Raw genomic sequence first — 14,834 nt, forward strand, 5'->3', positions numbered from 1 at the left:
TTATCCAAACCCTCATCTGTACGATGTCACGTCAAGACGTTCAGGAGCGCGTTCCGTCACTACGGTCGAAACCGCAACCAATGACGCGAGCCTGCGGCTGTTTCGCGCCCCGATCAAGGGTTTTCCGCTCACAAGACTGTGCAAAGATATTGGCGCGCCCCGCCTTTTGCCATCGCCCGACAGGTTTATTGGCGCCCCATGAGCCGCGAGATAGCGGCACGGGTCACGCGCGGCGGGCGGTTGCGGCCCTGAAACGGATCGCAGATCAGATCCCGCGCGGCCAGCGACAACAGCGCGCGCCTGCGGCCGTTGCGGGCGAGATCAAAAAATGGTCCACTGCTCATGGTCAAACCTTCGCATTGCCGACGTTATCGCCAACCTTGCCTGTGGATTGCGGCCAAACCGTGCCGCGCAGTCGGCGATTGCGTGAATTCCCACACGCCACGCCCCCTTTCCCGGCCCGTTCGCAAATGCCATACTGTGCGCGGTAACATAAAAATGAGCAGCATAATGGCCAACGACGATCTTCTGTCCGGGGCAGAGCCCCCAACCTATGACGCCTCTTCGATCGAGGTGCTTGAAGGGTTGGAGCCGGTGCGCAAACGTCCGGGCATGTATATCGGCGGCACCGATGAACGGGCGCTGCACCATCTGGTGGCCGAGGTGCTGGACAATTCCATGGACGAGGCGGTGGCAGGCCATGCCAACCGGATCGAGGTGGAATTGCTGGCCGATTATTCCATTGTCGTCCGTGACAACGGCCGGGGCATCCCGGTGGACCCGCATCCGAAATTCCCCGACAAATCCGCCCTTGAGGTGATCCTGTGCACCCTGCACGCGGGGGGTAAATTTGGCGGCAAGGCTTATCAGACATCGGGTGGCTTGCACGGGGTCGGAGCCTCGGTTGTCAACGCGCTCAGCGATTCTATGGTCGTGCAGGTGGCCCGCAACAAGGAATTGTTCGAACAGCGGTTTTCGCGCGGCATCCCTCTGGGGCCAATCGAGAAAATCGGCGCCGCCCCTAACCGGCGCGGCACTACGACCACCTTTCACGCGGATGAACAGATATTCGGCCATCACCGGTTCAAACCGGCGCGCCTGTTCAAATCCATCCGCTCAAAGGCCTATCTGTTTTCGGGCGTTGAAATTCGCTGGAAATCCGCCATTGACGACGGCCAAACCCCGACCGAGGCAGTGTTCCACTTTCCCGGGGGGCTGGCCGATTACCTGAACGAAACCCTGAACGGCGCGGTCACCTATTCCGAACGGCCCTTTTCCGGCAAGGTGTCGTTCGAAGAAAAATTCAACACGCCCGGTTCTGTGGAATGGGCGATCAACTGGACCCCGGTGCGCGACGGGTTCACCCAATCTTACTGTAACACCGTGCCCACCCCCGAAGGCGGCACCCACGAGGCGGGGTTCTGGGCCGCAATCCTGAAAGGCATCCGCGCTTACGGCGATCTGATCAACAACCGCAAGGCCAAGGACATCTCGCGCGATGATCTGATGGGGGGCGGTTGCGCGGTGGTGTCGTGTTTCATCCGTGAACCGGAATTTGTCGGCCAGACCAAGGATCGCCTTGCCACCACCGAAGCGGGGCGTCTGGTCGAGGGCGCGGTGCGCGATCACTTTGACAACTGGCTGGCCGCCGATACCAAGGCGGCGGGTGCCATCCTTGATTTTCTGGTGCTGCGCGCCGAAGAGCGGATGCGGCGCCGCCAGGAAAAGGAAACCGCGCGCAAGACGGCGACGAAAAAGCTGCGCCTGCCCGGAAAACTGGTCGATTGTTCCGCCACAGATCGGGTCGGCACCGAATTGTTCATCGTCGAGGGTGATTCTGCCGGCGGGTCGGCCAAAATGGCGCGCGAACGCAAGACACAGGCGCTGTTGCCCCTGCGCGGCAAGATCCTCAACGTGCTGGGGGCCGCGTCCTCAAAAATCGGATCGAACGCCGAAATTTCCGATCTCTGTCAGGCCCTTGGCGTGGCGATGGGGACGAAATTCAACCTTGATGATCTGCGCTATGACAAGATCATCATCATGACCGACGCCGATGTGGACGGTGCCCATATCGCCAGCCTGTTGATGACCTTCTTCTTTACCCAGATGCGCCCGATGATCGACACCGGGCACCTGTATCTGGCCTGTCCGCCCCTGTTCCGGCTGACCCAAGGCGCCAAACGGGTCTATTGCCTTGATGAGGCCGAGCGTGACATGTGGTTGGATAAGGGGCTGGGCGGCAAGGGGAAAATCGACGTGTCTCGCTTCAAGGGCCTTGGCGAAATGGACGCCAAAGACCTGAAAGACACCACCATGAACCCCGAAACCCGGAAATTGATCCGCGTCACCATCGACGAGGACGAACCCGGCGAAACCGGCGATCTGGTCGAACGGCTGATGGGCAAGAAACCCGAAATGCGGTTTCAGTATATTTCCGAAAACGCGCAATTCGTGGAAGAGCTGGACGTCTGAGGTGTGACCTGCCCCATGGGGCAGGTCACACAACAGTGGCGCAGCTCAATCGTCTGCGCGGCCCTTGCCCAGATGTTTGCGCAGGCGCGACGGCGTTGATTTGGTCCGGTTTTTATAGGGGTTATCATCGCCCTGCCCGCGAAACCACAACCGGATCGGCGTGCCGGGCATATCGAAATCAAGCCGCAATCCGTTGACCAGATACCGTTCGTAACTCGCGGGCATCTTGTCGGGATAGGAACACATCACCACAAACCCCGGTGGCCGGGTTTTTGCCTGTGTCATATAACGCAGCTTGATCCGCCGACCACCGGGCGCGGGGGGCGGATGGGCCTCGACCATGCCGGTCAGCCAGCGGTTCAGATGCGCCGTTGTCACCCGGCGGTTCCACACCTCGTGGGCCTTGATCACTGCCGCCTCAAGCCGGTCCAGCCCCTTGCCCGTCTTGGCCGAAACCGTGACCAGGGGCGCGCCTTTCAACTGCGGCAAAAGCCGCTCGAACGATTCGCGCAACAGCCTGATTTTGGTGTTCTTGTCGTCCTCGATATCCCATTTGTTCACGGCAATCACCACCGCGCGCCCTTCACGTTCGGCCAGATCGGCAATGCGCAAATCCTGCTGTTCGAACGGCACGGCAACATCCAGCAACACCACCACGACCTCGGCGAATTTCACCGCGCGCAGCCCGTCGGACACCGACAGTTTTTCCAGCTTCTCCTGAACCTTGGCCTTTTTGCGCATGCCTGCCGTATCAAACAGGCGCACCGGCACCTTTGCCCCGTCTGCCGCAGCCCAATCCATGGTCACTGAAATCGCATCGCGGGTGATCCCCGCCTCGGGACCGGTCAACAGGCGTTCTTCGCCCAGAAACTGATTGATAAGCGTGGATTTCCCGGCATTGGGCCGCCCCACCACGGCCACCTGCAACGGTTTGGCCTTGGTCGGAACGCGCGGCGCGTCGACGTCTTCATCGACGTCCACATCGGTTTCCGGGGCCTCATCGGCATGGGCCTTGGCCCGTTCGGCAAAGGCATCGGACAGGGGGCGCAGCTGTTCGTAAAGATCGTTCAACCCTTCGCCGTGTTCGGCGGACAGGCGGATCGGTTCGCCAAGGCCAAGGGAATATGCCTCGATCACGCCACCATCTGCGGCGCGACCTTCGGCCTTGTTCGCGGCCAGAATCACATGGCTGTTCTTCTTGCGCAGAATTTCGGCAAACACCTCATCCTGGGGCAAGATTCCGGCCCGCGCATCCACAAGAAACAGACAGACATCGGCCATTTCCACCGCGCGTTCCGTCAGCTTGCGCATCCGCCCCTGAAGCGAATCGTCGCTCGCCTCTTCCAGACCGGCGGAATCGATGACGGTAAACCGCAGATCGCCCAGCCGCGCCGCACCTTCGCGCAGATCGCGGGTGACGCCCGGCTGATCATCGACCAGCGCCAGTCGCTTGCCCACCAGTCGGTTGAACAGCGTGGATTTGCCCACATTGGGGCGGCCGACGATGGCCAGAGTAAAGCTCATATTGCCCTCACGCGGGATGGGAAAAATGCCGCTTACACCCTATTGCGCCTAACGGAAAGCGTGAAGCTGTCCATTTGACGATACGATATACAGCGTGCCCCCGGCAACGACCGGGTTTGTCGCGGCACCACCGGGCAAATCGACGCTGCTTTGCAACAGGCCGGTCTTGGGGCTAAAGGCGCGCAGGGTGTCATCGCTTGACGCCACCCACAACTGCCCACCGGCCAGAACCGGGCCATAATTGCCATAGACCGCCTTGCGCTTGCGGGCGTTTTCATTGACGAAAAACGGCAGTTTCGTACCCCAGACCCGGGCGCCGGTTGCACCGTCAAGGCGCACCAGTTCGGCCCGGTCGGTCACGGTGAACACCGAACCGCCCGCCACAATGACCGGGCTCATCGCGCCTTCGCGGGCCAACCAGAGCGTTTCACCGGTGGCCAGATCCACCGCCAGAATGCGGCCAGAGGCGCTCCCGGCATAGACGCGGTTACCGTCGATCACCGGATCACCGGAAATGTCCGACACCTGCGCATATACCTTGCCCAGCCGCTGACCGGCGACATTGCTGCCCCAGACTCTGGTGCCGCCATCGCGCAGGGCCGCAACCAATTCGCCGTTTTCAAAGGGAAAAATCGCCAGCCGATCGCCAACGGCAGGCGCCGCGCCCCCCACCACGCCCGAAGGGCTGGGGGTGCCGGGCAGTGTCCATGCGATGCGGCCATCGTCCACCTTGATCGCCCAGGCCGTGGCATCGCGGGTCACCACATAGACAAGATCATCAACAACCGTGGGCGCGCCCGCCGGCGCTGCATCAAGTTCCTGAATCCACAGTTGCGCGCCCGTGGTCGCGTCCAGCGCGACAACATCGCCAAACCCGGTGGTCACGAACAAACGGTTGCCCGCCACGGCCAGCCCGGCGCCAGAGGCATCATCCGCATTGTCGGTGGGCGGTGTCAGATCGACAGACCAGATCGGCGCGCCACTGGTTGAATGAGCCATGACCCGGGCGCGGCTGTCCACGGTAAAGATGCGCCCGTTGGCCACCACGGGATCGGCAGTGATCCGGTGACGGCGGTTTTCCGGCTCGCCCACTGACGCGCTCCAAACCTGTGTCAGGGCGGTGCCAAGGGCCGGATGGGTAATATGGTGGGTCGCGCCACCGGCCTTTTGCAACCATTCGGCATTGGCAATGGGCGCAGGAAGGGTGATCGCATCGGACGGGGGCGCAACCTCGGGCGCCGCCGTGCCATCCAGATCGGCGCGCAGATCGAGCCGTTCACCCGTCAGGATCAGTTCGGGGTCACCACAGGCCGCCAGAAACGCCAGGCCGCCAATGGCGGCGATCACCGGTTTGCTCAGTCCCATCCGTGCCTCCTGCCCTCTCGGTAACACCGCGGCCCCTTTGCGGGGCCTTCGGTCATGCCGCATCCAGCGTACCGCCCAATGCCACAATCAACTGAGAAACCCTGCGGCGCAAGCCTTGGCTTACCTGATCTTCGCCCAGAATATCCTGCAACCGCTTCAGTGCGGCGTCGGTTTTGCCCATCTCCACCTCGGCCAGCGCGGTTTGTTCCAGCGCCAACAGGCGATAGGGTGCGCCGGGAATGGTCAGCGGGGTCAGCCGGTCGATGCGGTCTTGCGCGCTTAGCCCGTTGTCGTTGCGCATGACGAATTTCAGCAGCGCCAGCTCGCGGTAAACCTGCGGCAGCTCGGCCTCGTTCGACAGGGCCTCAAGCGATTGCGCCACGTTGGTGTCACTGTCGTCGGCCTCTTGCGCGCTCAGCATCGCGACCAGCGCGTCTTGCCGCGGATTGCCGCTGATCTTGGCCAATGCCGCGCGCCGGTCGGCGGGGTCGTTTTCGGCCATCGCCCCCAGCAAGGCATCGCCAAAGGCCTGCGCCGCCGCTTCGGTGCGCGATTTCTGCCATTCGTTATAGGCAGCCGCCCCGACCAGAAGGACCACACAGGCGATGGCGATCCAGCCATAGCGCCGCATAAGCGCAAACAACCGGTCGCGCCGGACCTCTTCGCTGACTTCGTCGATAAAACTGTCGGTATCGCTCACGCCACTTCCCCATCTCGGTTTGGCCCCTCTTACCCTGTCAGGGGGCATAATGCCAAGGGCACAGCGCGCCCGGGCGTGACCAACTTGCGTCAGGATTCAAAAAGTTTAAACTGAACCGATTAGTTCACCATCAGACCTTTCAAAACAAGCCCCGCGCCCATAAATCGCACCCCAATGTGCCCCCGAGGGCAGATGACGACCAACGCCGCCACTGCAACGAGGCCATTATGCGCATTTTTTCGATCATTACCGCCCTGCTGGTCACCGCCAGCCTTTATCTTCTGGTGTTCGAGCGCCCGGCGCTTTTGGCATTTGCGGCGGGGACGACGACCGACCACACCGAACCACCGGGCAGCGACACAGCCGAAGAAAAAAGCCAGGTATCGGTTGTGGCGCTGAAATCCAGCGCCCAGGTGATCGACAGCGCGGTGTTGCTGCGCGGGCGCACCGAAGCGGCGCGTCAGGTTACGGTCAGCGCGGAAACCAGCGGGCGCATCATCTCGGCCCCGCTGCGCAAGGGCAAGTTTGTCGATCAGGGACAGCTTTTGTGCAAACTCGACCCCGGCATCCGCGCCGCCCAACTGGCCGAAGCACAAGCGCGGCTGGTCGAGGCACGCGCCCGCGGCCCCGAAGCACAGGCCCGGGTGGCCGAGGCCGAGGCGCGCCTGTCCGAAGCGATGATCAACGACAACGCCGCCAGCAAACTGTCGCAAGACGGCTTTGCCTCGCAAACCCGGGTCGCGCAAACGGCGGCGGCGGTCGAATCGGCCCGCGCGACGGTACAGGCGGCAAAATCGGGGCTGGACTCGGCCAGTTCCGGGGTACAGGCCGCCGAAGCCGCCGTGGCCGCGGCCCAAAGCGAGATCGACAAACTGACGATCACCACGCCATTCGCCGGATTGCTGGAAACCGATTCCGCTGAATTGGGCACCCTGATGCAGCCCGGCGCGCTCTGCGCCACAGTGATCCAGCTTGACCCGATCAAACTGGTGGGGTTCGTGCCGGAAACCGAGGTGGCAAAAGTGACGCTCGGCGCGCTGGCAGGTGCGCGGCTGGTGTCCGGGCAAGAGGTGACAGGCAAGGTCACATTCCTGTCGCGCAGCGCTGATGACACGACCCGCACCTTTCGAACCGAGGTTACGGTCGCCAACCCCGACCGCGCCATCAGCGACGGCCAAACTGTTGAAATCATCATTCAATCGGACGGGCGCAAGGCCCATCTTCTGCCCCAGTCGGCCCTGACACTGGACAATGACGGCAATCTGGGCGTGCGCACCATCACCGACAACGACACCGCAAAATTCGCCCCCGTCAGCGTGCTGCGCGATACGGTGAATGGCGTCTGGCTGGCCGGGCTGGACGATACGGTCACCGTCATCGTGGTCGGGCAGGAATATGTCACCGATGGCGTTCGGGTCAGGCCCACCTATCGCAGTGCGGACAACGCGGGTGACAGCCAATGACCGGTATCGTCGATTGGGCCGCCTCGCGGGCGCGGATGGTTCTGGCGTTTATCCTGCTGTCGCTGCTGGCGGGCGGGCTGGCCTATGCCTCGCTGCCCAAAGAGGGCGAACCGGACATTGAAATCCCTGCGCTTTTCGTTTCGGTCCCCTTCCCCGGCATTTCCGCCGAAGACAGCGAAAAACTGTTGGTCAAACCAATGGAAACCGAATTGTCCGATCTGGACGGGCTGAAAAAGATGTCCGGCACGGCGGCGGAAAACTACGCCGGTCTTGCGCTCGAATTCGAATTCGGCTGGGACAAGACCAAGGTTCTGGCCGATGTGCGCGACCGGATGAACACGGTCGAGGCAGATTTCCCCGCCGGGGCCGACAAATATTCGATCAACGAAATCAACTTTTCCGAATTCCCGATCATCATCGTCAACCTCACCGGCGCATTGCCCGAACGCACCCTGTTGAAGGTCGCCAAGGGCCTTCAGGACCGGCTTGAGGGTCTGGACCCGGTGCTTGAGGCGGCGCTGGCCGGGCACCGCGATGAGATGCTTGAAGTCACCATCGACCCACTGCGCCTCGAAGCCTACAACGTGACCGCAAATGAATTGATCAACGTCGTGCGCAACAACAATCAGTTGATCGCGGCAGGCGAGGTTGAAACCGACAACGGCGCCTTTTCGGTCAAGATCCCGTCGTCCTTTGACGAACAGCAGGACATCTACAACCTGCCCGTCAAGGTGGACGGCGACCGCGTGGTCACACTGGGCGAACTGGCCGACATCCGCCTGACATTTGAGGACCGCACCGGCACGGCCCGGTTCAACGGGCAAACCACGGTGGCCCTGCAAGTGGTCAAACGCAAAGGGTTCAACCTCATCGACACCTCGGCATTGATCAAGGAAGAGGTGGCAAAGGCCCGCGCCGCATGGCCCCAGGATCTGCGCGACGCGATCACCGTCGGCACCAGCAACGATCAGTCCCGTCAGGTGAGATCCATGGTCAGCCAGCTCGAAGGATCGGTGCTCACCGCTATCGCGCTGGTGATGATCGTGGTGCTGGCGGCCCTTGGCATCCGTTCGGCCCTGCTGGTCGGGTTTGCAATTCCCACCTCGTTTCTGCTGTGCTTTGTGTTGCTCGGCGTGATGGGAATCACCATTTCCAACATCGTCATGTTCGGGCTGATTCTGGCGGTGGGCATGTTGGTGGATGGTGCCATCGTCGTGGTCGAATACGCCGACCGCCGGATCGACGAAGGCGCAGGCCCGATGCAGGCCTTCACCGAAGCGGCCAAGCGGATGTTCTGGCCCATTGTATCCTCGACCGCGACCACCCTGTGTGCCTTCCTGCCCATGCTGTTCTGGCCCGGCGTCGCGGGTGAATTTATGGGAATGCTGCCTGTCACCCTGATCTATGTACTGTCAGCGTCGCTGTTGGTGGCGCTGGTCTATCTGCCCGTCATGGGCGGCGTGGCGGGCCGGATCAGCCGCAGCTTTCAGGGCGCGTCAGACATGCTGCGCGCCCTGTTGCCATGGGTGGTGCGCGCCGCGCTGGTCGTGCCTGCGGGGCTGTTGGTGTTCGTCGCCGCAATGCAGCTTCTGAATCCCGATTATATCTTCTCCGGCCCCTCGCCCCTCCCCGCCCCGGCGCGCATCCTGCCCGGTGCGGCACTGTTCCTGCTGGGGACAGTGCTGAGCGCGATCACGCTGGGATCGGTCAAGATCACCCGCGCACCCAAACGGATCGACGCAAAGCGCAAACGCACCCTGTTTGGTTATTTCATCAAATTCATCACCGGCAATCCGGTGATGCCGCTGGTGTCGATCGGTGCCGTGATCTTTCTTGTGGTGTCGGTGTTCGGCTATTTCGCGGCCAACAACAACGGCGTTGAATTCTTTGTGGAATCCGAACCGGAACAGGCAATCATCTATGTCAAGGCACGGGGCAACCTGTCGCTGACAGAAAAAGATGCCCTGCTGCGCGAGGTCGAACAGATCACCCTTACCACCAAGGGCATTGACAGCGCCTTTGCCTTTGCCGGCAAGGGCGGGCTGAATGCCAACACCGGCGGCGGACAGGCCCCGCTTGATGCCATCGGCCAGATCCAGATCGAACTGATCCCATGGGAGGATCGCCCGGACTATGCCCGCACCCACCCAGATGAAGTAACACTGACCGATCTCGACGGTGACGCCGTCATCGCCGATCTTCAGGCCCGCCTGGCCACAGTCCCCGGCGTACAAACCGAGGTGCTGAACCTTGCCATGGGGCCGGCATCGGGCAAACCGGTGCATCTGCGCCTCAAGGGCAACAACTGGGATGATCTGCAAAGCGCCGCCGCCCGGGTGAGCGCGAAATTCCAGAACACCACCGGCCTGACCGATGTAGAAGACAGCCGCCCCTTGCCCGGCATCGACTGGCAGATCGACGTGGATGTGGAAAAGGCCGGCCGCTATGGCGCCGATGTGCTGACCGTGGGGGGGATGGTGCAACTGGTCACGCGCGGCATCCTGCTTGATACCATGCGGGTGCCATCGTCCGATGAAGAGATCGAAATCCGCGTGCGCCTGCCCGAACAGGACCGGGTGCTGTCAACCCTCGACAACCTCAAGGTGCGCACGCGCGATGGCCTTGTGCCCCTGTCCAACTTCATCACCCGCAAACCGGTGCGCAAACTCGGCCAGATCGATCGCGTCGATCAATCGCGGTACTTCGATGTAAAGGCCGATGTCGCGCCGGGGCTGACCACCACAGTCACCGATGCCGATGGCAAGGCGCGCGAGATAGCAATCAACGCCAACGAACGGATCGAAACCCTCACCAAATGGCTCAAGGATGACGCCCCCCTGCCGCCTTCGGTCAGTTGGGAGTGGACCGGCGATCAGGAAGATCAGGCAGAATCAGGCGCCTTCCTGATGAAAGCCTTCGCCGGCGCGCTCGGCCTCATGTTCATCATCCTGCTTGCCCAGTTCAACAGTTTTTACAATTCGGTGCTGGTGCTGCTGGCGGTGGTCCTGTCCACCACCGGCTGCCTGATCGGAATGCTGGTCATGGGGCAACCCTTCAGCATCATCATGACCGGCACGGGCATCGTCGCGCTGGCCGGAATCGTGGTGAACAACAATATCGTGCTGATCGACACCTATCAAGAATATTCACAATACATGCCCCGGATCGAGGCCATCGTGCGCACCGCCGAAGACCGCATCCGCCCGGTCCTGCTCACCACCATCACCACCATGGCGGGTCTGGCTCCGATGATGTTCGGTCTGTCCCTCGATTTCATCGGCGGCGGCTATTCCATCGACAGCCCCACGGCGCTCTGGTGGAAACAACTGGCCACGGCGGTGGTGTTCGGCCTCGGGATTGCCACGGTGCTGACACTCATCTTCACCCCCTCGGCGCTGGCGCTTCGGGTCTGGCTGTCCGAAGGCGCCTACCGCTCCATGCGCGGCCTCGGCGCTTTGGCCCGGCGGCGCGGTCAATCGGCGCGCGACGTCTCGACCCACCGCGCAGCGCGCAAAATCCGCTCGCCCGAAATCATCTGGGACACCGACGAGACCGAAGCCCCCCTGCCCCGACACTGCGCGCCGCCGAATAACCGGCGCGCCCGTGGCCAGCGCCGGAATTGAGTATTTGGATCAGTAAAAAATATACGCCCCGCTTTTTACTGACACAAATACTCCCGCCGGAGGCATCCCACATCCCCACTCTTCCGCTCCCCCAACGGCGCGAAACGCCAAACACAGGCGCCAAACACATAATCTCGTGGCGCGCGTCAGCGCGCCTCTGTTGGATCAGGCGGCCTCTTCTTCGGCTTCCTGGCGATACCAGAGCGATGCATAGCGCCCCTGCGCCGCCAACAGCGCGTCGTGGGTGCCGCGTTCGACGATCACGCCATCCTCCAGCACCACAATCTGATCCGCATCGGCGATGGTCGACAGGCGATGGGCAATCACCATCACCGTGCGCCCACGCCCAAGCCCCTTCAACTCAGTCTGGATGTTTTGTTCGGTTTCCGTATCCAGCGCCGATGTCGCCTCATCCAGCAACAGGATCGGCGGATCTTTCAGCAAGGTGCGCGCGATGCCGACCCGCTGTTTTTCGCCCCCCGACAGTTTCAATCCCCGTTCGCCCACCGTGGTTTCATAGCCATCGGGCAATCCGGTGATGAAATCGTGAATCTTGGCCGCCCGTGCCGCCGCCTCAACCTCGGCGTGGCTGGCCGAGGGGCGCCCATAGGCGATGTTATAACGGATCGTATCGTTGAACAGCACCGTGTCCTGGGGCACCACGCCGATCTGCGCGTGCAGGCTGTCCTGGGTCACATCGCGCAGATCCTGCCCGTCGATGGAAAAGCTGCCGTCATTCACATCGTAAAACCGGAACAGCAGCCGCCCGATTGTCGATTTCCCCGACCCGGACGATCCGACAATCGCCACGGTTTTCCCCGCCGGCACCTCGAGCGAAATGCCTTTGAGGATCGGGCGTGCCGCGTCATAGCCGAACTGCACATCCTTCAGGGAAATCGCCCCGCCGCTCACCTGCAATTCGGGCGCGCCGGGTTTGTCCTGCACTTCGGCGGGCTGTTCCAGCAGGCCGAACATTTCGCCCATATCCACCAGCGCCTGACGGATTTCGCGGTACACGGTGCCAAGAAAATTCAGCGGCATGGTGATCTGAATCATATAGGCGTTGACCATGACGAAATCGCCCACCGTCAGCGCGCCATTTCCAACCCCGATCGCCGCCATGACCATCACGGTCACAAGGCCCCCGGTGATCAGCACCGATTGGCCAAAATTCAGAAACGCCAGCGAATAGGACGTGGTCAGCGCCGCCGCCACATATTTTTCCATGGCGCTGTCATAGCGTTCGGCCTCGCGGGCCTCGGCGCCGAAATATTTTACCGTTTCGAAATTCAGCAGGGAATCGATCGCCTTCTGGTTGGCGTCGGTGTCCTGTTCGTTCATCACGCGGCGCACCTTCACCCGCCATTCGGTGACAGCAAAGGTGAACCAAGTATAAAGCGCGATGGTCACGAAAACGACGACCAGATACCAGATGTCAAACACCCAGGCCAGCACCACCGCGATCATCAACAGCTCCAGAACCAGCGGCCCGATGGAAAACAGCAGGAACCGCAGCAGGAATTCCACCCCCTTCACGCCCCGCTCGATGATCCGGCTCAGGCCACCCGTCTTGCGGGTGATGTGATAGCGCATGGACAGCCGGTGAATGTGGGTGAAGGTTTCCAGCGCCAGTTGGCGCAGCGCGCGCTGCCCGACGGCGGCAAAAATCACATCGCGCAACTGTTGGAACCCCACGTTCATCAGCCGCGCGATCCCATAGGCCACGGTCAGCCCCACGGCCCCCATGCCCAGGGTCCAGGCCGCATCTGCGGTGCCTTCGCCGGACAGGGCATCAACCGCCGCCTTATAGAAAAACGGTGTTCCCACCGCGATCAGTTTTGACAGCACCAGCACCGCAAGCGCCAGCACCACACGGCGTTTCACCCAGGGGTGGTCATCGGGCCAGAGATAGGGCGCGACGCGGCGGATGACGCTGATCCCACTGGTGCTGGGGTCGGCGGGCTTTGGTGTGGCTGGCATGGAAATCTCGGGGCTTGTGCAGGGAACACCAGAACTTAGGGCGCCAACCACCGATTGACCAGTGGCGGCGGTGTTATTGCGGCACGGTAAATATCTGTCCGGGATAAATCAGGTCAGGATCGCGGATTTTATCCGAGTTCGCCTCGAACACCCGCACATACAGTACGCCCTTGCCATAATTTTCCTGTGCGATCCGCCAGAGGGTGAATCCCGGCTGCACTGTCACCACGGTGAGCGGCGCCGTGTCGGCACTGGCCGCCGCGACGATGGTTTCCGGCGCTTCGGGGCGGAACGGGGTTTCGGCCCGCGACACCACATCGCCGTCTGCCTCGATCTCGTCCACGCGCAGGGTGTAAACCCGGGTGTCAATCCGGGGCAGTTCGGCGCGCCATTGGCCATCGGCGCCGATCTGGCTGGTGTGAATCGGGGTGTTGTCGAGATACACCCGGACAAACCCCGAGGGCCGTCCGCGCCCGCCCAGCACCACCTCGCCCACCGCATCATAGGTGATCGTATCAAGCGAAACATTCCCCATCACCTCGGGCTCCGGCCCCGGTTCTTGCAACACCTTGATGCCGGTATCATCGGCCACCAGAACACGGGGGCGGCGGGCGCCGGCGATGCACCGGGGGGGCCACTTTGGCCGGGGCGGATGGGATGCCGGGCGATTGCGTGCCCGGCGCGGGGGCCTGTGGCACAGCCGCCACCTGCACCGGATCGGGCGGCGCAGCGACCGGCGCGGTGCCGTCCGGTGCGGCGGGCGCGACAGGGCCGGAAGGCACCGCGCCCCCGGACAGTGACGGCGGATTACCGGGCAGGTTCGTTTCCGTGGCCGGCCGGGCCATGGTGACAAGCCCCGCTGGCGGCAAGGTGGCAGCGGCAGGCGCAGGGCCGACGCCGGAGGGATCATCAGGCACCGCAGCATCGGTCGCAACCCTGACCGGTTCCGCCGGGACGCCACGTTTCGCAGGCGCCGTATCGGGCGTTGGCGCGCCGCTCGCAAGTGGGTCGTCCGGCGCCACTGCGGCAGCGGCAAGCATGGTTTCGGCACTTGGTGCCAGGATCACCGTCTGGGGCGATACGACAACCACACCGTCACGTTCAGACGACAACGACAGGATGCGCGGCGCGTTCGACGGTGGGATATCAAGAAAGGCAACGAACCCACCGTCGCCGTCTGCCGTCTGTTTGCCGATTCCGGCCTCATCCAGCAGGACAGAAACCTGTGACTCTGGCGCGGCGCGGCCCGCAATCAGGGTTGTCCCGTCGGCTTCGGAGCGCACGATATCAAAGCTGGGCGCGCGCATGGGCCCCTGGCCTGGGTCCTTGGGCGGCGCCGGGGTTGGCTCGACAACCGGCCGAGCGGCCACGGGGGTCGCCACGGGTTCGGGCGTTTGGGGGCATCGGGCGCCGCGACCGGCGCCGCCTGTGGCACAACGACAGGGGCCACCGGCGCCGGGGCCGGGTGCTGGGTAAAATACCCCAACGCGGCAACACCGGCCAGTGCCACCGCCCCCACAACAGCGCCGCCGCTCGCACCTATGCCTGCCAGCTTGATCATATTCGTCTTTCCCCCGGACACGCCGCTCTCGGGCGCGTGTTGCGCGCGACCTTAACAACAGCAGACAGGGCGGTCAAAACACTAAACACAGCAGGTTGTGGTGCGGGAATGTCGGCTAAGATTGCGCGGTTGCCAGGATCAGCGTA

General features: G+C 62.6%; 10 protein-coding genes. 3 read left to right on the plus strand and 7 right to left on the minus strand.

Going from position 1 to position 14,834, the window contains the following annotated elements:
• Positions 1-185 precede the first annotated feature (185 nt).
• Positions 186-344, minus strand: coding sequence for a hypothetical protein (locus AC0L7P_RS16055; protein ID WP_473433631.1), 159 nt, complete (start codon positions 342-344; stop codon positions 186-188).
• Positions 345-510: 166 nt separating this feature from the next.
• On the opposite strand from AC0L7P_RS16055, the gene parE reads away from it, so the two are divergent.
• Positions 511-2,472 carry a DNA topoisomerase IV subunit B gene (gene parE, locus AC0L7P_RS16060; protein ID WP_473433632.1) on the plus strand — a complete coding sequence of 654 codons (1,962 nt, stop codon included), beginning with the start codon at positions 511-513 and terminating at the stop codon, positions 2,470-2,472.
• Between the two features lie 45 nt (positions 2,473-2,517).
• On the opposite strand, the gene der is transcribed toward parE, so the two are convergent.
• From der to AC0L7P_RS16075, 3 genes are read right to left on the minus strand one after another with little or no spacing between them, the layout of a single operon-like run.
• On the minus strand, positions 2,518-3,996 hold the full coding sequence (der, locus tag AC0L7P_RS16065) for a ribosome biogenesis GTPase Der (RefSeq protein ID WP_473433633.1): 1,479 nt from the start codon (positions 3,994-3,996) through the stop codon (positions 2,518-2,520).
• A gap of 48 nt (positions 3,997-4,044) precedes the next feature.
• Complete coding sequence (locus AC0L7P_RS16070) at positions 4,045-5,361, minus strand: PQQ-like beta-propeller repeat protein (protein ID WP_473433634.1); 1,317 nt, start codon at positions 5,359-5,361, stop codon at positions 4,045-4,047.
• 52 nt (positions 5,362-5,413) lie between these two features.
• Entirely contained in the window at positions 5,414-6,061 is a 648-nt protein-coding gene (locus AC0L7P_RS16075) for a hypothetical protein (RefSeq protein ID WP_473433635.1), read from the minus strand.
• Positions 6,062-6,288: 227 nt separating this feature from the next.
• Here AC0L7P_RS16075 and AC0L7P_RS16080 point away from each other — a divergent pair, with 227 nt between their 5' ends.
• Both AC0L7P_RS16080 and AC0L7P_RS16085 read left to right on the plus strand, forming a co-directional pair.
• Positions 6,289-7,524, plus strand: a complete 1,236-nt coding sequence (locus AC0L7P_RS16080; RefSeq protein WP_473433636.1) for an efflux RND transporter periplasmic adaptor subunit — start codon at positions 6,289-6,291, stop codon at positions 7,522-7,524.
• Complete coding sequence (locus tag AC0L7P_RS16085) at positions 7,521-11,147, plus strand: efflux RND transporter permease subunit (protein ID WP_473433637.1); 3,627 nt, start codon at positions 7,521-7,523, stop codon at positions 11,145-11,147. The genes AC0L7P_RS16080 and AC0L7P_RS16085 overlap by 4 nt, the downstream gene beginning before the upstream one ends.
• 165 nt (positions 11,148-11,312) lie before the next feature.
• Here the strand turns inward: AC0L7P_RS16085 and AC0L7P_RS16090 are convergent, their stop codons facing one another.
• The 3 genes from AC0L7P_RS16090 to AC0L7P_RS16100 all read right to left on the minus strand — a co-directional run bounded on the left by AC0L7P_RS16090 (position 11,313) and on the right by AC0L7P_RS16100 (position 14,434).
• Positions 11,313-13,127 (minus strand): ABCB family ABC transporter ATP-binding protein/permease, encoded by a 1,815-nt coding sequence (locus AC0L7P_RS16090; protein WP_473433638.1) that lies wholly within the window; start codon positions 13,125-13,127, stop codon positions 11,313-11,315.
• A 73-nt stretch (positions 13,128-13,200) separates the two neighbouring features.
• The gene (locus tag AC0L7P_RS16095) at positions 13,201-13,719 is read right to left on the minus strand and encodes a LysM peptidoglycan-binding domain-containing protein (protein WP_473433639.1); all 519 of its coding nucleotides are present in this window, start codon (positions 13,717-13,719) and stop codon (positions 13,201-13,203) included.
• A complete protein-coding gene (locus tag AC0L7P_RS16100) occupies positions 13,709-14,434 on the minus strand; it encodes a hypothetical protein (protein WP_473433640.1) in 726 nt (241 codons plus the stop codon). The genes AC0L7P_RS16095 and AC0L7P_RS16100 overlap by 11 nt, the downstream gene beginning before the upstream one ends.
• Positions 14,435-14,834: the final 400 nt, after the last annotated feature.

It is taken from the genome of Oceaniglobus sp. K40-3 (genome assembly GCF_055808395.1).

Coding starts and splice junctions, on each gene's coding strand:
- AC0L7P_RS16080 (WP_473433636.1), top strand. CDS start 6,289: ATGCGCATTTTTTCGATCATTACCGCCCTGCTGGTCACCGCCAGCCTT.
- AC0L7P_RS16070 (WP_473433634.1), bottom strand. CDS start 5,361: ATGGGACTGAGCAAACCGGTGATCGCCGCCATTGGCGGCCTGGCGTTT.
- AC0L7P_RS16100 (WP_473433640.1), bottom strand. CDS start 14,434: ATGCGCGCGCCCAGCTTTGATATCGTGCGCTCCGAAGCCGACGGGACA.
- AC0L7P_RS16085 (WP_473433637.1), top strand. CDS start 7,521: ATGACCGGTATCGTCGATTGGGCCGCCTCGCGGGCGCGGATGGTTCTG.
- AC0L7P_RS16090 (WP_473433638.1), bottom strand. CDS start 13,127: ATGCCAGCCACACCAAAGCCCGCCGACCCCAGCACCAGTGGGATCAGC.
- parE (WP_473433632.1), top strand. CDS start 511: ATGGCCAACGACGATCTTCTGTCCGGGGCAGAGCCCCCAACCTATGAC.
- der (WP_473433633.1), bottom strand. CDS start 3,996: ATGAGCTTTACTCTGGCCATCGTCGGCCGCCCCAATGTGGGCAAATCC.
- AC0L7P_RS16055 (WP_473433631.1), bottom strand. CDS start 344: ATGAGCAGTGGACCATTTTTTGATCTCGCCCGCAACGGCCGCAGGCGC.